The organism is Erythrobacter sp. 3-20A1M (genome assembly GCF_018636735.1).
Lineage (GTDB): Bacteria > Pseudomonadota > Alphaproteobacteria > Sphingomonadales > Sphingomonadaceae > Alteriqipengyuania.
On record NZ_CP045200.1, the window covers coordinates 1166511 to 1189209 of the forward strand.

The window sequence follows — 22699 nt, forward strand, 5'->3', positions numbered from 1 at the left end:
CCGGGCATCGATTTCAGCTCGGAGTTGCCCCTTATGAAACGCCTCGCTCTGCCTCTCGTTACCGGCCTCCTGCTGGCCGGTTGCGCCACCGTTCCCGCGCCCGACATGGCAAGCACCGGTGGCATGGACATGCCCGCCATGGCGATCCCGGCCGCGCCGCAGGGCCTCGCTCCGCTGAGCGATGCGACCACCTCCTCGCTGCCGCGTACCGCGCGCCCCTATCACTACACGATCGAGGTGACGCCGGATGCGCAGGCGCTGACCTTCACCGGCAAGTCTGCGGTCGACATGAAGGTTTTCGAGGCCACGCCTTCGCTGACGCTCAATGCAAACGAGTTGACGATCGCTTCCGCCCGGCTCGTTCCCGCCGGCGGCGGTGCGGCGATGGACCTGCAGGTCGCGACCGACCCGCAGGCGCAGACCGCGACCTTCACCGCGCCCGCGACGATCCAGCCCGGAACCTACCGGCTGGAAACCGAATACTCCGGCACGATCAACACGCAGGCGAACGGGCTGTTCGCGCTGAACTATCTCGACAAGCGCACCGGCAAGGACGTGCGCGCGCTGTTCACCCAGTTCGAGGCGCCCGATGCGCGCCGCTTTGCCCCGATGTTCGACGAGCCGGCCTACAAGGCGACCTTCGACCTGTCGGCGATCGTTCCGGCCGATCAGATGGCGGTCAGCAACACCCCCGCCGCGAGCGAAGACGAGCTGGGCGACGGGACCAAGCGGGTCACCTTCATGACCACCCCGAAGATGTCGACCTATCTGCTGTTCTTCGGCCTCGGCGATTTCGAGCGGCTTGCGATGCCCGCTACCACCAAGGTGGAAGCCGGGATCGTCGCACCGGCCGGCAGCGGCGAGCAGGGCCGCTACGCGCTGGAAGGCCTCGCCGGGCTGATCCCCTATTACGAGGGGTATTTCGGCCAGCCCTTCCCGCTGCCCAAGATCGACAACATCGCCGGTCCCGGCCAGTCGCAGTTCTTCGGCGCGATGGAGAACTGGGGCGCGGTCTTCACCTTCGAACGCATCCTGCTGAACGATCCCAAGATCACCAGCGCACGCGGGCGGCAGTCGATTTACGAAGTGCAGGCGCACGAGGTCGCCCACCAGTGGTTCGGCGATCTCGTGACCATGGCGTGGTGGGACGACCTGTGGCTGAACGAAGGCTTCGCCAGCTGGATGGCGACCAAGGCGACCGATCACTTCCACCCCGAATGGTATCCGCTGCTCGACCGCGTCGGCGGGCGCGAGGCGGCGATGGGCCTCGATGCCTACGCCAGCACGCACCCGATCGTGCAGACCATCAACACGGTGGAGGAAACCAACCAGGCGTTCGACACCATCACCTACCAGAAGGGTGAAGCGGTCATTTCCATGCTGGAAGCCTATGCCGGAGAGGATACCTGGCGCGACGGTCTGCGCCGCTACATGGCCGCGCACAAGTTCGACAACGCGAAGACAGAGGACCTGTGGGCCGCGATCGAGGCGGCCGGTGCCACCTCGCTGACCGGGATCGCGCGCGATTTCACCACCCAGCCAGGTGTGCCGCTGGTCCAGGTCGGCTCCGCCACATGCAGCGGCGGCAAGACGAACCTGTCGCTGACGCAGAGCCAGTTCAGCCAGGACCAGAAGGACGCGGTCGCCGCCAATCCGCAAGGGTGGCGCATTCCGCTGCTGGTGTCGGTGGGCGGCGGCGCCCCGATGCGCAGCGTGATGGATGGCAAGTCGGCCAGCATGACGCTGAACGGGTGCGGCACGGTGCTCGTGAATGCGGGCCAGCTCGGCTATTACCGCACGCTCTATCCGGCGAAGATGCTGACCGCGCTGCGCACCGACATGGGCAAGCTCGCGCCGATCGACCAGCTCGGCCTGCTGCGCGACCAGAGCGCGCTGTCGAGCGCCGGATACCAGAAGATGGGTGTCGCGCTCGACCTCCTTGCCGCGGTGCCGCGCAACGCCAATCCGCTGGTCGCGGAAAGCGCGATCGGCAGCTGGGCCGGGCTCTACGCCCTGCTCGAGGATGACGACGCGGCGCAGGCCAAGGTCGCGAAGATGGCGACCGCGGCGTGGGGCCCCCGCCTGCAGGCGCTGGGATACGATCCGCGCCCAAGCGATCAGGTGCCGGAAGAGAACCTGCGCTCCTCCCTGCTGGGCGCGCTGGGTGCGATGGGCGACGAGAAGGTGCTGGCCGAGGCGGCGAAGCGGTTCGACGCGCTCAAGACCAACCCGGCCGCGCTCGACGGGCCGCTGAAGACCACCTGGCTTGCGATCGTGGCATCCAACGCGATCGATGCGCAGTGGAACCAGCTGCTGTCGCTGGCGCAGAATTCCGACAGCTCGGTGCAGCGCAGCACCTATTACGCGCTGCTCGGTGCGGCGGACGACGATACGCTGGCGCAGCGTGCGCTCGATCTCGCGCTGTCGGGCGATGTCGGCATGACGGACAGCGCCGCGATCATCAGCGCGGTGGCGTCGGGCCATGGCGACCTTGCCTTCAACTTCGTGCTGGATAACCAGGCGAAGGTGAATTCGCTGGTCGACGATTCGGGCATGGCGCGCTTCCTCGCCCGTCTGGCCGGCGGCGTGAAGGACGAGAAATCGATCGCCCGGCTGGAAGCGTTCAAGAAGACGCTGAGCGCCGACCTGCAGAAGCCGATCGACCGCTCGATCGCGATCAACCGCCAGCGCGAATCGGTGAAGCCGCGCCAGATCGCCGAAGTGAAGAGCTGGCTGGCGGCGCAGTAATCCTGTGACGGCGGGCGGTGCCTAGCGCATCAGCCCGCCGATGAGGTTCCGCACGAAGCGACCCGCGATCGCCCCGCCCAGCGCGGTGGCGATCGTGCCCGCTGCGCTGGTCGCGGCGCTTCTGGCGGGATCGGCCTTGCTGGTCCGGCCGGTCATCTTGGCGGCGACGATCGTCGCGGCGGAACTGGCGGCGGCACCCGCCGCGGCCTTGCTCGCCTTCTGCCACAGGCCGGTCGTCTTGCGGGAGCGCTTGCGCACTTCCTCGACGCCCTTTTCCTCCACCTCGCGCGCGGTGTCGGCGGCATCGACCGCCTTGGCCGCCAGCACTTCCTCAGCGCTCTCGCGGTCGACCGGCACGTCGTACTTGCCTGCCACCGGGCTTGCCGACTGGATCGCCGCGCGCTCCTGCGCCGTGATCGGACCGAGGCGGCTGCGCGGCGGCTTCACCAGCGTGCGCTGCACTACCGACGGCGCGCCGTCCGCCATCAGCGTGGACACCAGCGCCTCGCCCACTCGCAGCTCGGTGATCGCGGTTTCGACGTCGAGATCGGGATTGATACGAAATGTTTCCGCCGCCGCCCGGATCGCCTTCTGGTCGCGCGGGGTGAAGGCGCGCAGTGCATGCTGAACGCGATTGCCGAGCTGGCCCGCGACCTCCTCCGGAATGTCGATCGGGTTCTGCGTGACGAAATAGACGCCGACCCCTTTCGACCGGATCAGGCGGACGACCTGTTCGATCTTGTCCTCCAGCGCACTGGGCGCATCGTCGAACAGGAGATGCGCCTCGTCGAAGAAGAACACGAGGCGCGGCTTCTCCGGATCGCCGACCTCGGGCAGCGTCTCGAACAGTTCGGCCAGCAGCCACAGCAGGAAGGTCGCGTACAGCTTCGGGCTGCGCATCAGCCGGTCGGCGGCAAGCACGTTGATATAGCCGCGCCCGCGCTCGTCCACTTTCAGGAAATCGTCGACCTCCAACGCGGGCTCGCCGAAGAAACGGTCCGCCCCTTGCGATTCGAAGCCGAGCAACTGCCGCTGGATTGCGCCCACGCTCGCCTTCGTCACATTGCCGTACTTGCCCGAAAACTCTTTCGTATTTTCGGCGGCGAAGGCGAGGATCGATTGCAGGTCGCCGAGGTCGAGCAGCAGCAGCCCGTTGTCGTCGGCATAGCGGAAGACGATCTGGAGGACGCCCTCCTGCGTGTCGTTGAGGTCGAGCAGCCGCGCGAGCAGCAGCGGCCCCATCTCCGAAATGGTGGTGCGGATCGGGTGACCCTGCTCCCCGTACAGATCCCAGAAGATCGCCGGATTGTCGGAATAGGCGTAATCCTCCATCCCCAGCTCGCGCGCACGCGCTTCCAGCGTATCGGCATGCTTGAAGGTCGGCGAACCGGGCATGGCGAGGCCCGACAGGTCGCCCTTCACGTCAGCGACGAAAACGGGGACGCCTTGGGCGGAGAAGCTTTCTACGAGGCCCTGCAGCGTCACCGTCTTGCCGGTGCCGGTCGCGCCCGCGATCAACCCGTGCCGATTGGCGCGGGTAAGATCGAGCGCCTGCCGCTCGCCGTTCGCCGCCAGCCCGATGAAAATCTCCGCCATGTGCCGATCCCGTCTCTCTATCGCTCCCGCTCGCGATAAGCCCCCTGGCCCTGCTGCGGTCAAGTGCGGTTCCATTTCGCCCCGTGGCCGCTATGGCTGGTCAGCTATGGGTTCGCGCGAAGCTTTCGTGTTGCTGGACGACGCGCGCGGCGAGGGGGCCGCCGATGCCCGGGTGTACGAACGCCCGGCGCGCGTTTTCGTCGCGCATCGGCCGGAGCAGGTCGAACCGGTGCTGGCCGCCGCGCAGGCGGCGTTGGCAGCAGGCGGCGGCACGCTGGCCGGGTACATCGCCTACGAGGCCGGGCTGGCGCTGGAACCGCGGCTGAGGGACCGGGCACCGGCACGCACCGGGGCGGCCGGGCCGCTGGTGTGGCTGGGCCTGTTCGCCGGAGAGACGCGCCTTCCCGCCGGGGACGTGCCGGGCTGGCTTGCCGCACGGGCCGGAGGTGCCGCTTCGCTCGGTCCGCTCGACCCCACGCTCTCGCCCGGCGGGTATCGGGATGCATTCGCGACCGTCGCCGAGAAAATTCGCGCCGGCGACATCTATCAGGGCAATCTCACCTTTCCACTCGCGGGCAGTTATCGCGGCGACCCGCTGGCGCTTTACGCCGCACTGCGTTCCGCCGCGCAGGCGGGCTGCGGCGGCGTAGTGTTCGACGGCTCGCACTGGCTCCTCAGCCTCTCGCCCGAACTGTTCGTCTCGCTGCAGGACGGCACCGCTCGCGCCCGCCCAATGAAGGGCACGCGCCCGCGCGATGCCGATCCGACGCGCGATGCCGCGATGGCGAACGAGCTGGCGGTTTCGGGAAAGGAGCGCGCGGAAAACCTGATGATCGTCGACCTGATGCGCAACGACCTTTCCCGCGTCGCACGCGCCGGCAGCGTGAAGGTCGCGCACCCCTTCGCGGTCGAGAGCTATCCCACCGTGCACCAGATGGTCACCACCGTGACCGCGACGCTGGCCGAGGGAAGCGATGCCGTCGACCTGATCCGCGCGCTCTTCCCCTGCGGTTCGATCACCGGCGCGCCGAAGATCCGCGCCATGGAGCTGATCGACGCGGTCGAGCGCGATGCGCGCGGGCCCTATTGCGGGGCGATCGGGCGAATCGGGGCGGACGGCAGCGCGGCGTTCAACGTGGCCATCCGCACCTTGCGCCTGACCCCGATCGAGAACGGGCAGGGGCACGCGGTGCTGGGCGTCGGCTCGGCCATCGTGGCCGATAGCGAGGCGGATGCCGAATGGCGTGAGGCCGTGCTTAAGAGCGGCTTCGCGCGGGCAAGTGGCCCCGAACGCACCGCCCCGGGCTTCGACCTGATCGAGACCATGCGCTTCGACCCTGAGGAAGGGATCGCCTTGCTCGAGGAGCATCTGGCGCGGTTGAAGGCCAGTGCCGAAGAGCTCGGCTTCGCCTTCGACCGGCATGCCCTGCGCAACCAGATCCAGGCGCTGTGCTTCGACCTCGACGCGCCGACGCGCGTGCGCCTTGCCTGCGCGCGGTCGGGCGCGGTCGCGCTGGAGGCCGCGCCGCTGCCACCAGCCCTTCCCGATCCTGTACGCTGCATCGTCCTGCCCCTGCCGGTCGATCCCGGCGACTGGCGGCTACGTCACAAAACATCCGATCGCGGGTTCTACGCGGACGCGCGCGCGGTGGCGCTGACCGAGGGAGCCGACGAGGCGCTGTTCGTCACCGACGAGGGCCTGCTGACCGAGGGCAGCTTTACCTCGATCCTGGCCGGGCCGGACGGCGATTACGTGACCCCCGCCACCGCCCTCGGCCTGCTCCCCGGCGTTCAGCGCGGCGCGCTGATCGCGTCGGGGGCCGCTCGTGAAGGCGCGGTGCGGCTGACCGATATCGAAAACGGATTTCACCTGTGCAACGCCCTGCGCGGCACGATGCGCGCGGAGCTCATGACATGATCGACATACTGTACGAAGACGCCGAAGCGCTGGTGATCGACAAGCCGGCGGGCCTGCCGGTCTCGCGCCCGCGCCGCGGCGGCGAATCGCTGGAAGATCACCTCGACGCGTTGAAGCTCGGCTTCGAACGCGCCCCGGTGCCGGTCCACCGCCTCGATACCGACACCTCCGGCTGCCTGTTGCTGGCGCGCAATCCGAAGGCGTTGAAGCGATTCGCGGCGACGTTCGAGGAACGGGGCGTGACCAAGCATTACCTCGGCATCGTCGATGGCGTGCCGGTCGAGACCGAGGGGACGATCGACCTCGCCCTCGCCAAGATCAGTAGCAAGGAGGCGGGGTGGCGCATGATTCCTGCGCGCAAGGGGAAGCCCTCGCTGACCCACTGGCGCATGGTCCAGCCGCTCCAGCGCGGCGCGCTGATCTGCTTCCGGCCGGAGACGGGCCGCACGCACCAGCTGCGCGTGCACGCGGCCAGCGGGCTGGGGCATCCCCTGCTGGGCGACCCGGTCTACGGGCAAGGCGGCACCGCCCCGCGCACCATGCTGCACGCCGCCGCGATTGTCGTGCCGCGCGAGGGCAAGCCCGATATCCGCGCCGAAGCGCCGCTTCCGCGCGATTTCTGCATGCTCGGGGCGCGCTGTGGATGAGGATTTGCTCGGTCGCGCCCACGCGCTGGCACAGGAAAGCTTCCTCGCCGGCAGCGGGCCGGGCGGGCAGAACGCCAACAAGGTCGCGACCAACGTGCAACTGCGCGTCAACGCCTACAAGCTGCGCCTCCCGCCCGCGGTATTCCGCCGGCTGCGCGAAATCGCCGGGAGCCGCCTGACCGCATCGGGCGACATCCTGATCCTTGCCCGCGAACACCGCACGCAGGAGGCGAATCGGGCCGAGGCGCGCGAGAAGCTCGAATCGCTGCTGGAAGACGCGCACCGGCGCCCGCCGCGCCGCGCGAAGACCCGCCTCAACCGCCTCAACAAGAAGAAGCGACTCGCCACCAAGAAGGCACGGGGCGAGGTGAAGGCGAAGCGCGGCAAGGTCGAATTATAGGATCCGGCCCGGTGCCACCCCGCCGAAAGGCTTGACTTCGCTGGCCCCACGCGTCATGTGCGCGCCGACGAGGCGGTGCCGGTGTGCGCCGCCTGTTTGTTTTGGCCTCCTTCGTCGGTGGCCGTATTCGATTTTTCAGGAATTTGGACCATGGCGAAGCCCGCAACCGTCAAGATCAAGCTCGTCTCGACCGCAGACACGGGCTTCTATTACGTCACGCGCAAGAACCCGCGCAACACGACCGAGAAGATGAGCTTCCGCAAGTACGATCCCGTCGCGCGCAAGCACGTCGAGTTCAAGGAAGCCAAGATCAAGTAAGGCTTCCCGCCGCGGCTCTCGCACGTTCCTGAACGGCGGGAACGCGGCCGTGTCAGTGACGGTTCAGTGCCACGATGATAACAATCGAGGCATGACAGCAATGATCACCCGTTTTCGCTCCGCCACCGGTGCCGCTCTGGCGGCCATGATGGCCGTGTCCGCCCCTGCCGCGCTGCTCGCGCCGGTACCGGTCGAGGCTGCCTCGACCGGTACGCTGGACGATGCGGTTTCCGCGTTGCGCGGCATCAGCACGATGAAGGCGAACTTCACCCAGACCGACCGCAACGGGCAGACCGTGCGCGGCGAGATGACGCTGAAGCGTCCGGGCAAGATCCGGTTCGATTACGGCAAGAGCGCGCCGATGCTGGTCGTATCGAACGGCAAGTCGCTGACGCTGATCGATTACGAGGTGAACCAAGTCCAGCGCTGGCCGATCAGCAATTCGCCGCTGGGCGCGCTGCTCGATCCCAAGCGCGACGTGAAGCGCTACGGCACGCTGCGCCCGACCAGCAATCCCAACGTCATGAGCGTCGAGGTGCGCGATTCGAAGAAGCCCGAATTCGGCGTCATTACGCTGGTATTCGTGCGCGACGGTTCCGCGCCGGGGGGCTGGGAACTGACCAATTGGGTCGCGCTCGATGCGCAGAACAATCGAACCACGGTGCGGCTGAGCAATCAGCGTTACGGCGTTGCGGTAAATGACTCCGCGTTCACCTACCGCGACCCGCGCCGCACCACCCGTCGCCCGGGCTGAACGGCTGGCCGGCGGAGCGAAGCGAATTAGCGACCAATCGTTGCGGTTCGTTCATAGGGGGGAAAGCCCCGCTGCCGTAAACCTTCAGGAACAGAACGGCTGGAGCATCGGGTTTCCCCCCTGTTGCCCTGAGGCTCCGACAAGGCCTTCTGTAAAGCGTGACGAACGCTGACAAGGAACCCTCGTGCCACCATGCCCCCGGCACGAGGGTTTTTTGTTGCCCCGCGCGGACGCGCTGGGGCTAGTTTTTCTCCGACACCCCCATCGCATCGGCCATGATGTCGAAGATCACGTTCTGTTCGATCACCCCATGCGCCTCGTCGCTGCCTGGCCCTGTCGCGAACAACGCCACGTCCTCTCCGCCATGCGTCTCGCTGCCCAGCGGCACGAGCGATTGCTGGTGCGCGCGCGGCCCGGTTTCGGGAACCGGACGCGCGCCCTGCACCGCGCCGGGTCCGTTGGCGAAACCCAGCGTGGTGTAGGGCTTGCCATCGGCGGCCAGCGCAGGTTCGTCTCCGGTCCCGCCGTGATGCTCCTCGTCGCCTCCTTCCGGCGGACGGACCAGGCCGAGGATCGGATTGCCGCGCTTGGGATAGCCCGCGATCGACAGCACGTGGCTATGGTCCGCGGTGACCAGAATCAGCGTGTTCGCCGGATCGGTATGATCGATGGCGTATTGCACCGCCTTCGCCAGTTCCAGCCCTTCCTCCAGCGCATAGCCCGCCTGCCCGGCGTGCAATCCGTGATCGATTCGCCCGCCCTCGACCATCAGGAAATAACCGTCCGGGTCGCGGCCGAGCCGGTCGACCGCCTGCGCGGTCATCTGCGTCAGCGTCGGTTCGGCGCTGTCGGGCTTGCGATCGAGCATGTAGGTCATGTGACTGGGGGAGAAGAGGCCGAGCACCGGCTTGCCCTGCGGGGCGGCCTCCAGCTGCGTCTCGCTCGTAACGTAGCTGCCGCCGGTGCGGGCGGCCCAGTCCTTTGCCAGGTCGGTACCGTCGGCGCGGTCGCCGCCCGCCGTCTTGCCGGCAAATTTCTCGGCTCCACCGCCCAGCGCCAAATCGAACGGATAGGCGACCAGCTGGCTTGCGATGTCGGTGCACCCTTGCGCGAGCGCCGCGGCGGGCATGTCGGCGTCCGCTTCCCAGTCGCGCTCGGGCGCATGGGCAAAGACCGCGGCCGGGGTGGCATGGGTCAACCGCGTGGTGGTGACGATACCGACCGCGCGCCCGCTTTTCCTGGCGAGGTCGGCGATATGGGGCAGGCGGTTGTCCAGCGAGGCGGCGCAGTCGCCCCGCGCCGCGCCCGGTCCGACGCCCAGCATGCCCATGCGGGTCTTCTCGCCCGAGTTCATCGCGGTCGCCGTTCCCGCGCTGTCGGGCACCTGCGCATCGGTGTTGTAGGTCTTGACCAGCGCGACGTGAGGGAATTTCTCGAACGGGAGCGCGTATTCCTCGCCCGTTCCGCCCTGCCTCTGGCCCGCCAGGATACGCGTCGCGGTGATGACCGAGATGCCCATGCCGTCGCCGATGAACAGGATGACGTTCTTCGCCTGGCCGGTGGGGGCTGTCGGCGCAGCTTGCGAGGCGCTCGCCACGCGCGCATCGCCACCGGTGTCCGTGGTGCAGGCCCCCAGGGTCAGGGCGAGCGCGCCGAGCGCGAGAGCGGGGAAGCGAAGCGATGGCATGGTGGGAAATCTCCAGCGTGAAGTTCGCCCCGCTCTATCGGACCGGTATGTGACAGCAAGGCGAAAGCGAGCCGTGTTGCGGTGGCGCGCGCCGCATCCTAAGGCTCGCCCCCATGGTTTCTGTCACCACCTGGAACATCAATTCGGTCCGCCTGCGCCTGCCGCTGGTGGAGCGTTTCCTCACCGAACAATCGCCCGACGTGCTGTGCCTGCAGGAGATCAAGTGCCAGGAACACCAGTTCCCGCACGAGGCGTTCCGCAGGCTCGGTTACCACCATATCGCGATCAATGGGCAGAAGGGCTATCACGGCGTCGCCACGGTCAGCCGCATCCCCTTTCGCGACTTCTCGAAGCACGACTGGCAGGACAATGGCGAGGCGCGCCATATCGGTGTCGAACTGCTGGGCGAAGGCAAGGGGATGATCGTCGAGAACGTCTATGTCCCCGCGGGCGGCGACATTCCCAATCGTGAGCTGAACCTGAAATTCGGGCAGAAGCTCGACTTCCTCGGCCGGATGACGCGCTGGGCCGACGCGATCGACCGACCCACTTTGATCGTGGGCGATTTCAATGTCGCGCCGCTCGAAAGCGACGTGTGGAGCCGCAAGCAATTGCTCAAGGTCGTCAGCCACACGCCGATCGAGGTCGAAACGCTGCAACGCTTCATGGATGCGCATGGCTGGGTCGATATCGGGCGCGAGCATATCCGCGCGCCCGACCGGTATTACAGCTGGTGGAGCTACCGCGCGAAGGACTGGAAGACGGGCGACCGCGGGCGGCGGCTCGATCATATGTGGGCCAGCCCCGACCTCGCGAAGCAGGCGACCGCACACCGCGTGCTGGAGGATGCGCGCGACTGGGAGAAGCCGAGCGACCATGTGCCGCTGACGACGGAGTTCAGCCTCTGAGCAGCAACGCGCCTTCGCCGGGCAGGCGCGTGGCGCAGGCGATCGACGCATTGCGGCATGGCTGGCCGGTGCGGATCGGCGGGGCGCCGGTGCTGCTGCCGGTCGAAACCGCGATTTCGCCGGGCGCGCACGCCGCGCAACTGCTGATCTCGAACGCCCGGGCCGAAACCCTGAAGCTGACCAACCAGCGCGAGGCGGCCCACGGTCACGCGCCTGTGCTGATCCGTTCCGCCCAGCCGTTCGACCTGCGATCGGCTCTGCCGGTCGCCGACCCCTCGCTCGATCTCGCCGCGCCTCTGAAGGGCCCGTTCCGCGCCGAGCCGATCGGTTTCGCGGGCGAGGCCGAGGCGGCGATGGAACTGGCGCGGTTGGCGGGCATCCTGCCCGCCTTCCTCGTCGATCCCGACCCGCCGGGCGAACCGGTCGCGCTGGAGGCCGGCGATCTTGCCGCCTGGAGCGATCCAGCGAACCTCGTCGTCGCGACGCGCGCCGCGCTCCCCGTGGCCGCCGCGATCGATGCCGAGATCGTCGCCTTTCGCGCACCCGACGATCTGCGCGAACATGTCGCGCTCGTCATCGGCCAGCGCTCGGCCGAGCGTGTGCCGCTGGTGCGCCTGCATTCGGAATGCCTGACCGGGGATGTGCTCGGCAGCCTAAAATGCGATTGCGGGCCGCAGCTCGACGCCGGGCTCGCCGCCATGGCGGAGGAGGCGGGCGACGGCGGCTGGGGGGTGCTGCTCTACATGCGGCAGGAGGGGCGGGGCATCGGCCTCGTCAACAAGCTGCGCGCCTATCGCCTGCAGGATCAGGGCTTCGACACGCTGGAAGCGAACCGGCGCCTGGGTCTGCCGGAGGAAGCGCGCGATTTCCCGACCGCTGCGCGGATGCTCGATCTGCTGCGGATCGAACGCATCCGGCTGATGACCAACAATCCGGCGAAGGTGGAGGCGCTGCAGGCGGCGGGCGTGACGGTGGCCGAACGGGTGCCGCACCGCCTGCCGGCCAATCCGCACAATGCGCGCTATCTCGACACGAAGCGCGATCGGTCCGGCCACCTGTTGTGAGAAAATATTAACTCAGTAAGTTTTCGTTAGCTAATGGACCGCTAGCGGCCCAGGCGGGGCGCGAGCGAACAGGTGGGAAATTGTGGATGCGAGTACGACCGGAAACTGCCGAGGATTTTCCGGCTATCCGCGCGCTGACACAAGCTTCCTTCCATGAGGCCAACTATGGCTGGGACGATGCGGCCAACGCCCTGGATCGAATGCGCCTGGCAGGGTCTCTTGCCCTTTCGCTCGTCGCGCTGAACATGGACGAGGCCGTCATCGGCCATATCGCCTTTTCGCCGATCACCGTTTCGGACGGGACGACGGGCTGGTTCGATCTGGCCCCCCTTTCGGTCATGGCGACCCGGCAACGCACCGGCATCGGCGGCAGCCTGATCGTGCGGGGGGTCGCCGAAATGCGCGCGGCCGGCGCGCGGGGCATCGTGGTGATGGGCGATCCGGCCTATTATTCCCGCTTCGGCTTCCAGCCTGTCCCCGATCTGACGCTCCAGGGTGCGCCGACAGAATGGCTGCTGGCATTGCCGCTGGAAGGTGAGGCGCCATCGGGCGCGATCCGGCTTAGCCCCGGATTTCTCGGGTCACCGTAGCTGGCTGTCTTTCGAACCGCGGCGGTTGATGGTGGAATGGCGCACCGCACTGTCGCGCGCGCCCTGGCATTCGACGCAAGTGCGCACGCCCGGCAAGGCTGCGCGGCGCTTCTCGGGAATGGGTTCACCGCATTCGTCGCAATATTCCGCCGCCTCGCCCGTGGGCATGCGGGACCTCGCGGCGTCACCGCGTCGCTTATCGTATCGTCGATCTGATCCTGTACCGCTCCGTCGCGGGACCATCCGCCTGCCATAGCCGGCCTCCTTTCACCCGTCCGATATAGGAACGGGTTCGCGATCCTGCCAGATTGCGGTCCCAACCGAACCAGTTGTTGGTGATCTTGCCCGCCGCGCCTTGCGAGAGGTCGATCATGTAGTTGATCCCGCGCCTTTGCGAATCGTCGAAGTCCGAAGCGGCAATGTCGGCCCGCGCCGCGCGCGTCTTGACGTAATGGCCCTCAGTGCCGCGTTCGATCCGGCTGCGGGTCACCCGCCGCTGCCCGATCGCGCCGGTCTAAATAGCATGTGCGGGCATGCGTCACACGCAAGCGCTGTCAGTGTTCGCGGATCGCCTTCAGAAACCGTTCGCCATAGGTTTCCAGCTTGCGGGCCCCGATCCCGGCGATGCGGCCCATTTCCGCGGCGGTTCCGGGGCGGCGTTCGGTCATCTCGCGCAAGGTGGCGTCGTGGAAGATGACGTAGGGCGGCACTTGCGCCTCCTCCGCCAGTTCACGGCGGAGCGCGCGGAGCGCGTCGAACAGCGGATCGCCGACCGGATTGGCGTCGCTGCCCGACCGGCGCCGGGTCCGGCTGCGCCGTGGCGGCAGAACGATGGCCACCTCCGCCTCGTCCTTCAGGATGGCGCGCGATCCCTCCCCCAGCGCCAGCCCGCCATGCTCGGTCGAAACGAGGGCGCCGCGCGCCTGCAGCGCCCGCGCGACCGGGCGGATCAATCCGGCCTCCTCGCCTTCGACGATACCGTGGACGGACAGGCGATCATGGCCTTTGGCCAGGACGCGCTCGTCCTGCGATCCGGTCAGCACCTTTTCCAGATGACCCAGGCCGAAGCTCTGCCCCGTGCGATACACCGCCGACAGCAGCTTGCGCGCGATCTGCGTCGCGTCGACCACGCCGGGCGGGTTCAAGCAGTTGTCGCAATTGCCACAGGTCTGCGGCGGGTCCTCCCCGAAATGGCGCAACAGCACGGCGCGGCGGCATCCGGCGGTTTCCACCAGGCCCGCCAGCGCATCGAGCCGCGTGTTCTCGCCGTGGCGGCGGTCCGGTGCCAGCTCCCCCAGCCGCTGGCGCGCCCGCGCGAAATCGCCCGCATCCCATAGCATCACCGCGCGCGCCGGATCGCCGTCGCGCCCGGCGCGGCCCGTTTCCTGGTAATAGGCCTCGATCGATTTGGGCAAGGCAGCATGGGCGACGAAGCGTACGTCGGGCTTGTCGATGCCCATGCCGAAAGCGATGGTGGCGACGATCACCATATCCTCGCTGGCGACGAAGGCGGCTTGGTTGGCGGCGCGCGTGTCCGCGTCCAGCCCCGCGTGATAGGCGCGCACCTCGCGCCCCGTCGCCCCGCCCAGCTTCTCCGCCAGTTCCTCCACCTTGCGCCGGGTCGGCGCGTAGACGATGCCCGGCCCCGGCTCCTCCTCCATCATCTTGACCAGCTGACGCACGGGGTTGTCGCGCGGACGGATGGCGTAGCGGATATTGGGGCGATCGAACCCGGCAACGATCAGCCCCTCTTCCGGAATGCCGAGCTGGGCGAGGATGTCGGTGCGGGTGTGCGCATCCGCGGTCGCGGTCAATGCGAGGCGCGGCACGTTGCCGAACGCATCCATCATGGGACGCAGCTGGCGGTAGTCGGGGCGGAAATCATGGCCCCATTCGGACACGCAATGCGCCTCGTCGATCGCGAACAGGGCGATGCGCGCCGCGCCGAGCAGATCGCGGAAATGCGGCTGGCTGGCGCGTTCGGGCGCGACGTAGAGCAGATCGAGCTCGCCCGCGCGGAACGCGTCCTGCGTCTCGCGCCAGTCGGCGTCGGCGCTGGTCAGCGTCGCCGCGCGGATGCCGTTGGCCCGCGCGCTGCGCAACTGGTCGTGCATCAGCGCGATCAGCGGGGAGACGACGACGCAACATCCTTCCATCACCGTGGCCGGCAGCTGGTAGGTGAGCGACTTGCCCGCGCCGGTCGGCATCACCGCCAGGGTGGAGCGCCCGGCCAGCACCCGGCCCACGACCTCCGCCTGCCGCCCGCGAAACTCGTCGAACCCGAACACCTCGCGCAAGGCGGTGCGGGCGCGCTGGGGAACGGGGTATGCGGCTGGTTCGGACATGCCGCGCCCCTTGTGCAGAGCGGGTGCCGCCTTGCAAGCGGGGCGACGCGCTTTTCCCTTGGCCGGAACCGGGCACGAGGGCTATCACGCGCGGGAGCGATCATGGGCCCTCCGGCCCGGTCGCGATCCATTCGAGGGAGAATTTCCAGATGAAAACCACTTTCCGTTTCGGTCTCGCACTTACCGGCGCGCTGGCGCTCGCCGCCTGCGGCAGCTCGGACAACGCATCGGACGACGCGCAGGCGGATTCGGTCGAAATGCCGGCCGAGGACGCGATGGCCGACGTGACCGAGACTCCGGTGATGGACGAGCAGGGGACGACCGCGACTCTCGCCCCCGCGACGCGCAACCGGCTTGAAGAGGCGCAGGACAAGGCCGAGGAAGCCCAGCAAAGCGCGCAGAACGCAGGCGAAGCAGCCGCTGCTGCCGCCGCCGATGTGCAGGCCGCGGCGGAAGAAGCCGCCGCCCAGGCCGAACAGAAGACCAACTGAGCACGGCCCGCAGCCTTTCGGGCATGATGGCGGAGGCGGACGGGTCCCTGCGCCCTCGCACGCGACGGGGCGGTCTGCGCCCCGGCCCTGCCATCATGCTCGGCTGCACGCTGGTATTCGGCCTGCGGCCCCGGCGAGAACGATCCGGGCACCGGCGAGGTCACCATGGGCAAGGCACGCCGCCTGAACGCGGCGACCGCCCGGATAGAGGACGAGCGCCTTCCCCCGGCGGCGCTGAACGAATCCTCGCGCGGCGATAGCCCAGCCGCATCCCCCGTCTCGAGGGACGGCAACACGCCAGGCGATTGACGTGTGCGTGACGACGCCGGGGACGCTCGCTTGCGCTAGCGTGTCCGAGGCCCCATTTTCGTAGAGCCTATTCATGCGCCTGCGACCGCTCCGGTCCCTGCGCGAACCACACAGAAGGAGGGAGCGCCGATGGCCACGCCTGCCCGTACCGAACCCGATTTCTCGACCATTCCCGACTTGCCGGAGGATGTCTTCACCGCGCCGCTCAAGCGGCCCGAACATGTCGGCGACGACTGGCTTGAGCCCGCGCAGACGCGGTATGATTCGGAAGACGACGCGGTCTGGAACGACCTCTTCGCCCGGCAGATGGAGGTCCTGCCCGGCCGCGCCGCCAGCGCGTTTCTGGCCGGGCTCGAGAAACTCGACCTGGGCCGGGGCGGTGTACCTGATTTCGGCGACCTGTCGGAGGAACTGGGCAAGCTGACCGGGTGGAGCGTGGTGCCGGTGCCCATGCTGATCCCCGACCATGTGTTCTTCTGGCACCTCGCCAACCGGCGGTTTCCTGCGGGCAATTTCATCCGCACGCGCGAGACCTTCGACTACATCCAGGAACCCGATGTGTTCCACGATGTGTTCGGCCATGTCCCGATGCTGACCGACCCGGTTTATGCGGACTACATGCAGGAATACGGCAAGGCCGGCTGGAAGGCGATGCACCACAATCGGTTGAAGGCGCTCGGCGCGCTCTACTGGTACACGGTCGAATTCGGCCTGCTGCGCGAGGAAGAGGGACTGCGCGCCTATGGGGCCGGCATCCTGTCCGGGCCGACCGAGGCGGTGTTCGCGGTGGAAGCGCAAAGCCCCAACCGCATCATGCTGAATGTCGATCGGGTCATGCGGACGGACTACGTCATCAGCGATCTGCAGCCGACCTATTTCGTGATCGAGAGTTTCGAGGATCTCTACCGCCAGACGGTCGAACGCGATTTCGACCGGCTCTACCGCAATCTCTCACCCGCCTTCACCTATGCCAATTCGGCGGTGATCGACGTCGACAACGTGGTGCACCGGGGCACGCAGGAATATCTGCTGCGCGGCGGCCGCGGCAGCGGGGCGAAGCCGGTCTAGCGCCGAAGGGCGGCCCGGTCCGAACAACAAAAAACCGGCCAGGGATCGCTCCCGGGCCGGTTTTTCGTAACCATCGATGATGGCAGGTGCTTACTGACCGGCGGCTTCGTCGGCAGCTTCGCCCTGCTCTTCCATCGCGTCGGCCTTGTCGTCGGCCGCGTCCTTCATCGCATCTTCCTGCGCGTCGGAAATCTGGCCGGAATCTTCCATGGCGTCGGCGGTCTGGTCGACCTGCGCTTCCATCGCTTCGCCCTTGTCTTCGGCGGCTTCTTCACGCGGGCCGTCGCAGGCGGCGAGGCCGAGGCCCAGCGCGGCTACGGAAGCGAACATGGCGGTCTTTGCGGAAAATTTCATGGTGTTCTCACCCCTTTGTTGCTTGGGAGGGTGGGGCATAGCAACGCTATCGCCCCCGCGTAAGAGGAAATGTCGGTAAGATTAACGCAGCACGGTGCGGCGCAGAATGGCGAGGCCGGTCAATAGCGCCATTCCGCCGATCACGGCCGCCAGCAACGCCCAGGGGGAAACCCCGACCTGCAACGGACCGGGATTGGTCAGCCCACCGCAGCCCAGCGCCCCGACCAGGGCGACTGCGATATTGAGCAGGATATCCTGCCCGTCCTCGGTCTCGCAAATGATACTGGCGAGCCAACCGAGAATACCGCCGATGGCAACCAGGACGATCAGTCCCATGTGAACTTCCCCGCGAATTGGTACGATACCGAAAACGCGAGCCACACTATGGTTCCCTGGAAGCGTTAACGCAGTGCGAGCCAGGCGACGGCCGCGCCGCCGATCACGATGCGGTACCAGGCGAACGGCGCGAAGCCATGGCGGCTGACATAGGCGACGAATGCGCGGATCACGCCGAGAGCCACGAAGAAGCTGACGACGAAGCCGATCGCGATCTCGCCCCAGCCCACACTGCTGCCCGCCGATAGCTGGTCGCTCTTGGTCAGCAGCTCCAGCGTGGTCGCGCCTACCATGGTCGGCACTGCGAGGAAGAAGGAAAATTCGGCGGCAGTCTTGCGGTTAACGCCCATGGCCAGTGCCCCCATGATGGTCGCACCGGACCGGCTTACCCCGGGCACCATGGCGAGGCATTGCGCCAGGCCGACGCCCAGCACCTTCGCCAGCGGCAGGTCGGCGACGCTTTCCTCACCCTTCGGGTTCGCGACGCGCTCGATCGCCAGGATGGCGATGCCGCCGACGATCAGGGCCCAGCCGACCACGGACGGGCTGCCCAGCAGGATGTCGATATAGTCCTTGAGCGCGAGGCCCAGCACCGCGCTGGGGAGGAAGGCGACCAGGATGTTGCGCGCGAACCGCACGCCGTGCCGCTTCCACTGGAGCAGGTCGACCAGCGCCCCCCAGAAAGTGCCCCAATACTGGTACACCACGGCCAGGATGGCGCCCAGCTGGATGACGACGTTGAACATCGCCCATTGCGCGGCGTCGTAACCGAACAGCTCGGTCGCGAGGATCAGGTGCCCGGTCGAGGATACGGGAACGAATTCGGTCAGTCCCTCGACGATGCCGAGCAGGATGGCGGTGATGGTCTCGTTCATGCGGCCCCCATGAAGAAAGGGCGGGGCAAGTCAAGCGACCTGCCCCGCCCCCGATTGCGGAAACGCGTTCGATCGACGCGATTACCAGATATGTACACGCTTTTCGGGCGGCAGATAAAGGGCATCCTGCGGCGTCACGTTGAACGCCTTGTACCAGGCATCCATGTTGCGGACGACGCCGTTGACGCGGAACTGCTCCGGGCTGTGCGGATCGGTGCGCAGACGCTGGCGTTCCGACTCCTCGCGCTGCTTGGAACGCCACACCTGCGCCCAGGCGATGAAGAAGCGCTGGTCGCCGGTCAGCCCGTCGATCACCGGCACGTCCTTGCCCTTGGTCGCGATCTTGTAGGCGCGGTAGGCGAGGCTGAGCCCGCCGAGATCGCCGATATTTTCGCCCAGCGTCAGGCGGCCGTTGACGCAGGTTTCGCCGTCGTCGAGCGGGCAGAACTGGTTGTACTGCGCCACCACCTCGTCACCCAGCTTGTCGAACGCCGCCTTGTCGGCGTCGGTCCACCAGTTGCGCAGCAGGCCGGTACCGTCGGATTTCGCGCCCTGGTCGTCGAACCCGTGGCTCATCTCGTGCCCGATTACGCCGCCGATGCCGCCGTAATTCACCGCGATATCGTTCGACAGCGCGAAGAACGGCTGTTGCAGGATGGCGGCGGGGAAGACGATCTCGTTCTTGGTCGGATTGTAATAGGCGTTCACCGTCTGCGGCAGCATGCCCCATTCGGTGCGGTCGATCGGGCCGCCCAGCTTGGACAGCATGTCGTTCCATTCCCACTTGGACGAGGCCATGCGGTTGGCGATCGGATCGGTCGCGCTGATCTGGAGCCCGGGATAGGTTTCCAGATTGTCGCGATAGCCGATCTTGGGATCGAACGCGTCGAGCTTTGCGAGGGCCTCCTTCTTGGTTTCGGCCCCCATCCAGTCATTGTCCTGGATCGACTGGCGCAAGGCCACTCGCAGGTTCGCGACCAAATCCTCCATCGCTGCCTTGTTCTCGGGCGGGAAGTACTTGGCGACATATTGCTTGCCGACCAGCTCGCCCAGCAGACCCTCGGTCTCGCCGATCGCGCGCTTCCACCGCGGGCGCTGCTCGGGCGTGCCGTTCAGCGTGGTGCCGTAGAAGGCGAAATTTGCATCGTCGATCTTGCTCGGCAGGACCGAGGCATTGCTGCGCAGGAACTGCTTGGCCGTCCAGGCCTGCAGCACCTCGACCGGCGTATTCACCAGCAGGTCGAGCATCGCGGGCGTACCGCCGCCGATCTTCGCCAGCGTCGCCTCGTCCAGGCCGAGCTGCTCGGTCCGCTCGGCGCTGGGCGGCATGTCGCCGACCACGAACTTGTCGGTATCGCCGAAACCGCTGGTCTTCAGCAGGGCCGCCATCGGGAAGCCCTGGTTGAGGGCGACCAGCTGGTCGGGTGTCAGCGCGGTGTAGGTCAGGTCGCGGTTGCGGCTGGTGGCCCGGTCCCAGCTCACCTTGCGCGCGATCTGGTCCTCGAAATCATAGACCTTCTGGGCGGTCGCCTGCGGGTCGCTGTAACCGGCCTGGCCGAACATGAAGGCGAGATAGTCGCGATACTTCGACTGGATCTCCTTGCCCTTCTCGCTGTCGTCCAGATAGTAATCGCGGTCCGGCAGGCCCAGCCCGCCAGATCCGACATAGACGGAATAGCGCGTGGGCTCCTTGGCATCGACGGTCACGAAGCCGCCGACCGGCGAGGCGTAACCGGGGGTCGCCCACAGTGTGGCGAGGTCGGCCAGCGTCCCCGCGTTCTCGATCTTGTCGAGATAGGGCTGCGCCGGGGCGAGGCCCGCCGCATTGATCGCATCTTCGTCGTAGAACGCCTTGTAGGCATCGGCGATCCGCCGATCGTCCGCCGACATCGCGCCCTTCTGCGCGACCATGTCGTCGACCAGCGTCTTGACGTCGGCGGTGGACTTCTCGCCCAGCAGATTGAAGGCACCGAAACGCGAATATTCGGGCGGCAGCGGGTTCGCCGCCAGCCACTTGTCGTTGACGTAATCGAAGAAGTCGTCACCCGGGTCGACCGACTTGTCGATCGAGGTCGGATCCACGCCCCAAGTACCGAAGCTCATCGTCGGCGTATCGACGTCGCTCGCCTCGTCACCAGCCGGCGCGAGCGTCTCGATCGCGCTCTCCTGCTCCGCGAGGGACACGTCGTGCGCCGCGGCGGGCAATGTTAGGCCGAGCGCCAAGGCGCTGGCGGTGGTCGCGAATACGGTACGGATCATAAGTCTGACATCCCCTGTCCAAAAAGAATTCTACGGAAGATCGCGGCCATGCCGGAGAGCAACCGCGAAACGTGAAGTTATCTCATTGTTGCACATGTAACTTACACGGGCCTGAACGACCGGCAAGCTTCACGAGGCGCTCTGCATGTCGAATTGCAGCCGGGCGAGCTTTTCGTACAGGCCGCCCGCGCTCGCCAGCCGATCGTGCGAACCCTGCTCCACGATGCGGCCATCCTCCATCACCACGATCCGGTCTGCGGCGCGGACGGTCGCGAGCCGATGCGCGATAACCAGCGTGGTGCGGTCGCGCATCAGCTCGTCCAGCGCGTCCTGCACCAGCCGCTCCGCCTGCGCGTCGAGCGCACTGGTCGCCTCGTCCAGCAGCAGGATCGGCGCATCGCGCAGGATCGCGCGGGCGATGGCGAGGCGTTGTTGCTGGCCGCCCGACAACCGCGTGCCGTTCTCGCCCAGGAACGTGTCGAGCCCTTCGGGCAGCAGGCGCAGGAACTCGTCCGCATGCGCGGCGCGGGCGGCGTTCCAGATTTCCTCGTCGCTCGCGTCCCAGTTGCCATAGCGCAGATTGTCGCGCGCATTGGCGGAAAACAGGACCCCGTCCTGGGGAACGAGGGCGAACCGCTCGCGCAGATCGGCGGGATCGAGCGCGGTCAGCGGCACCCCATCGACGCGGATCGTACCCGCCTGCGGGTCGTAGAAACGCTCGGCCAGCTGGAAAATGGTCGACTTCCCCGCTCCGGAGGGGCCGACCAGAGCGACCGTCTCGCCCGGCTCGATCTCCAGGCTGAAATCGCTTATCGCGGGCAGATCGGGCCGGGTGGGATAGCGGAAGGTGACGTTGCGGAACGACAGGCTGCCGCGCGGCGGTTCGGGCAAGCGCTCCGGCCGGGCGGGGACGGCGATGTCCGGCCGCTCCAGCATCAATTCGTTGAGCCTGCTGGCCGCGCCCGCCCCGCGCAGCAGATCGCCGAACACCTCGGTCAGCGCGCCGAAGGCGGCGGCGACGATCATCGCGGCGAACACGAAGGCGCCGATGGTGCCCCCGGTAATCAGTCCTTCCGTCACCATCACCGCGCCGCGCCAAAGCAGGATCGTGATCGCTCCGAAGACGAGGATCGTCAGCACGGACGTCATGATCGCGCGGATCATGATGCGGCGCCGGGCGATGTCGAACGCGCCCTCCACCGCCGATCCGAAGCGTTCCTGCTCCCGGTTCTGCTGGTTGAAGGCCTGGACCACCTTCATCGCCGACAGAACTTCGGTCACCATTGCGCCGACATCGGCCACCCGGTCCTGGCTGGTGCGGCTGATCGCGCGCAGGCGCGAGGCGAACAGCACGATCGGGATGATTACCAACGGAATGGCAAGGAACAGATAGACGGCGAGCGAAGGGGCGAGCCAGAACAGATAGGCCGTTCCCAGCACCGCCATCACCAGATTGCGCAGCGCGATCGAGACCGTCGTGCCTACCACCTGCTCCACGATCGCCGTATCCGAGACCATGCGCGAGGAGATTTCCTTCGGACTGTTATGTTCGAAGAAGCTGGGCGACAGCCGCATCAGGTTCGCCTGCACCTTGCGGCGAATATCGGCGACAACGCGCTCGCCCAGCCAGCTGACGAAATAGAACCGCACCGCGGTGCCGATGCCCAGCACGAAGACCAGCAGCAGCAGATAGCGGAACCAGCGCCCCACCTCCTGCGACACGCCGCCGAAGCCGCGATCGATGATCAGCTTCAGCGCGGACGGCAGGGCGAGCGAGGTGATCGTCGCGGTGATCGTGAGCGCCACGAGGGCGAAGGTCAGCTGCAGCGGATATTTCTTCAGCTCGCGCAGGATCATTCCCAGCGGCCGGAGCGAACGCGGCTGCTTTTCCTCCCCGTCTTCCCTGCGGGCCCGGCGCCGGGCGAACAGGCCGCGCCTTGGCGGCGCTTCCAGCGGATCTTCGTGGGGATCGGATGCCATCGCGCTGTCAGTTAGCGAGTGCACGCCGCCAAATCCACCGGGCAAACAGTCG

21 protein-coding genes and 1 pseudogene are annotated in these 22699 nt (G+C 67.1%); 12 read left to right on the top strand and 10 right to left on the bottom strand.

What is annotated here, in order from left to right:
• Positions 1-33 precede the first annotated feature (33 nt).
• Positions 34-2748 (top strand): M1 family metallopeptidase, encoded by a 2715-nt coding sequence (locus tag F7D01_RS05730; RefSeq protein WP_251567102.1) that lies wholly within the window; start codon positions 34-36, stop codon positions 2746-2748.
• A gap of 21 nt (positions 2749-2769) precedes the next feature.
• Here F7D01_RS05730 and F7D01_RS05735 read toward each other — a convergent pair whose 3' ends face one another.
• Complete coding sequence (locus tag F7D01_RS05735; RefSeq protein ID WP_215229244.1) at positions 2770-4344, bottom strand: helicase HerA-like domain-containing protein; 1575 nt, start codon at positions 4342-4344, stop codon at positions 2770-2772.
• 106 nt (positions 4345-4450) lie between these two features.
• On the opposite strand from F7D01_RS05735, the gene pabB reads away from it, so the two are divergent.
• From pabB to F7D01_RS05760, 5 genes are all read left to right on the top strand, one after another.
• Positions 4451-6262 carry an aminodeoxychorismate synthase component I gene (gene pabB / locus F7D01_RS05740; protein WP_215229245.1) on the top strand — a complete coding sequence of 604 codons (1812 nt, stop codon included), beginning with the start codon at positions 4451-4453 and terminating at the stop codon, positions 6260-6262.
• Positions 6259-6909: an RluA family pseudouridine synthase gene (locus F7D01_RS05745; RefSeq protein WP_215229246.1), complete on the top strand. Its 651-nt coding sequence runs from the start codon at positions 6259-6261 to the stop codon at positions 6907-6909. Before pabB ends, F7D01_RS05745 begins: the two co-directional genes overlap by 4 nt.
• Positions 6902-7309: an alternative ribosome rescue aminoacyl-tRNA hydrolase ArfB gene (gene arfB / locus F7D01_RS05750; protein ID WP_215229247.1), complete on the top strand. Its 408-nt coding sequence runs from the start codon at positions 6902-6904 to the stop codon at positions 7307-7309. The genes F7D01_RS05745 and arfB overlap by 8 nt, the downstream gene beginning before the upstream one ends.
• 150 nt (positions 7310-7459) lie before the next feature.
• Entirely contained in the window at positions 7460-7627 is a 168-nt protein-coding gene (gene rpmG, locus F7D01_RS05755) for a 50S ribosomal protein L33 (protein WP_215229248.1), read from the top strand.
• A gap of 100 nt (positions 7628-7727) precedes the next feature.
• Positions 7728-8381 carry an outer membrane lipoprotein carrier protein LolA gene (locus tag F7D01_RS05760; protein WP_371819689.1) on the top strand — a complete coding sequence of 218 codons (654 nt, stop codon included), beginning with the start codon at positions 7728-7730 and terminating at the stop codon, positions 8379-8381.
• 241 nt (positions 8382-8622) lie between these two features.
• Here F7D01_RS05760 and F7D01_RS05765 read toward each other — a convergent pair whose 3' ends face one another.
• Positions 8623-10068: an alkaline phosphatase gene (locus tag F7D01_RS05765; protein WP_215229250.1), complete on the bottom strand. Its 1446-nt coding sequence runs from the start codon at positions 10066-10068 to the stop codon at positions 8623-8625.
• Positions 10069-10181: 113 nt separating this feature from the next.
• On the opposite strand from F7D01_RS05765, the gene F7D01_RS05770 reads away from it, so the two are divergent.
• From F7D01_RS05770 to F7D01_RS05780, 3 genes are all read left to right on the top strand, one after another.
• Positions 10182-10976, top strand: a complete 795-nt coding sequence (locus F7D01_RS05770) for an exodeoxyribonuclease III (protein WP_215229251.1) — start codon at positions 10182-10184, stop codon at positions 10974-10976.
• Between the two features lie 29 nt (positions 10977-11005).
• On the top strand, positions 11006-12040 hold the full coding sequence (gene ribA / locus F7D01_RS05775) for a GTP cyclohydrolase II (RefSeq protein WP_251567104.1): 1035 nt from the start codon (positions 11006-11008) through the stop codon (positions 12038-12040).
• Between the two features lie 86 nt (positions 12041-12126).
• Positions 12127-12630, top strand: a complete 504-nt coding sequence (locus tag F7D01_RS05780; RefSeq protein ID WP_215229252.1) for a GNAT family N-acetyltransferase — start codon at positions 12127-12129, stop codon at positions 12628-12630.
• Here F7D01_RS05780 and F7D01_RS05785 read toward each other — a convergent pair.
• The 3 genes and pseudogenes from F7D01_RS05785 to recQ all read right to left on the bottom strand — a co-directional run bounded on the left by F7D01_RS05785 (position 12622) and on the right by recQ (position 14975).
• Positions 12622-12884 (bottom strand): annotated as a pseudogene (locus F7D01_RS05785) (DksA/TraR family C4-type zinc finger protein). The gene F7D01_RS05780 and the pseudogene F7D01_RS05785 sit on opposite strands and share 9 nt — an antisense overlap.
• Positions 12827-13120: a hypothetical protein gene (locus tag F7D01_RS15500; RefSeq protein ID WP_215229253.1), complete on the bottom strand. Its 294-nt coding sequence runs from the start codon at positions 13118-13120 to the stop codon at positions 12827-12829. Before F7D01_RS15500 ends, F7D01_RS05785 begins: the two are co-directional and overlap by 58 nt.
• 64 nt (positions 13121-13184) lie before the next feature.
• Positions 13185-14975 carry a DNA helicase RecQ gene (gene recQ / locus F7D01_RS05795; protein WP_215229254.1) on the bottom strand — a complete coding sequence of 597 codons (1791 nt, stop codon included), beginning with the start codon at positions 14973-14975 and terminating at the stop codon, positions 13185-13187.
• Between the two features lie 149 nt (positions 14976-15124).
• Here recQ and F7D01_RS05800 point away from each other — a divergent pair, with 149 nt between their 5' ends.
• The 3 genes from F7D01_RS05800 (at position 15125) to phhA (ending at position 16843) form a co-directional block, all read left to right on the top strand.
• The gene (locus F7D01_RS05800) at positions 15125-15466 is read left to right on the top strand and encodes a hypothetical protein (protein ID WP_215229255.1); all 342 of its coding nucleotides are present in this window, start codon (positions 15125-15127) and stop codon (positions 15464-15466) included.
• 165 nt (positions 15467-15631) lie between these two features.
• Positions 15632-15775, top strand: a complete 144-nt coding sequence (locus F7D01_RS05805) for a hypothetical protein (protein WP_215229256.1) — start codon at positions 15632-15634, stop codon at positions 15773-15775.
• A 129-nt stretch (positions 15776-15904) separates the two neighbouring features.
• On the top strand, positions 15905-16843 hold the full coding sequence (gene phhA, locus F7D01_RS05810; RefSeq protein WP_215229257.1) for a phenylalanine 4-monooxygenase: 939 nt from the start codon (positions 15905-15907) through the stop codon (positions 16841-16843).
• A 90-nt stretch (positions 16844-16933) separates the two neighbouring features.
• Here the strand turns inward: phhA and F7D01_RS05815 are convergent, their stop codons facing one another.
• The 5 genes from F7D01_RS05815 to F7D01_RS05835 all read right to left on the bottom strand — a co-directional run bounded on the left by F7D01_RS05815 (position 16934) and on the right by F7D01_RS05835 (position 22524).
• Positions 16934-17197 carry a hypothetical protein gene (locus F7D01_RS05815; RefSeq protein WP_215229258.1) on the bottom strand — a complete coding sequence of 88 codons (264 nt, stop codon included), beginning with the start codon at positions 17195-17197 and terminating at the stop codon, positions 16934-16936.
• A gap of 81 nt (positions 17198-17278) precedes the next feature.
• On the bottom strand, positions 17279-17533 hold the full coding sequence (locus F7D01_RS05820) for a GlsB/YeaQ/YmgE family stress response membrane protein (protein ID WP_215229259.1): 255 nt from the start codon (positions 17531-17533) through the stop codon (positions 17279-17281).
• A 65-nt stretch (positions 17534-17598) separates the two neighbouring features.
• The gene (locus F7D01_RS05825; RefSeq protein ID WP_215229260.1) at positions 17599-18408 is read right to left on the bottom strand and encodes an undecaprenyl-diphosphate phosphatase; all 810 of its coding nucleotides are present in this window, start codon (positions 18406-18408) and stop codon (positions 17599-17601) included.
• 81 nt (positions 18409-18489) lie between these two features.
• A complete protein-coding gene (locus F7D01_RS05830; protein ID WP_215229261.1) occupies positions 18490-20667 on the bottom strand; it encodes a M13 family metallopeptidase in 2178 nt (725 codons plus the stop codon).
• A 129-nt stretch (positions 20668-20796) separates the two neighbouring features.
• Positions 20797-22524 (bottom strand): ABC transporter transmembrane domain-containing protein, encoded by a 1728-nt coding sequence (locus tag F7D01_RS05835; RefSeq protein WP_251567199.1) that lies wholly within the window; start codon positions 22522-22524, stop codon positions 20797-20799.
• Between the last annotated feature and the right edge of the window lie 175 nt (positions 22525-22699).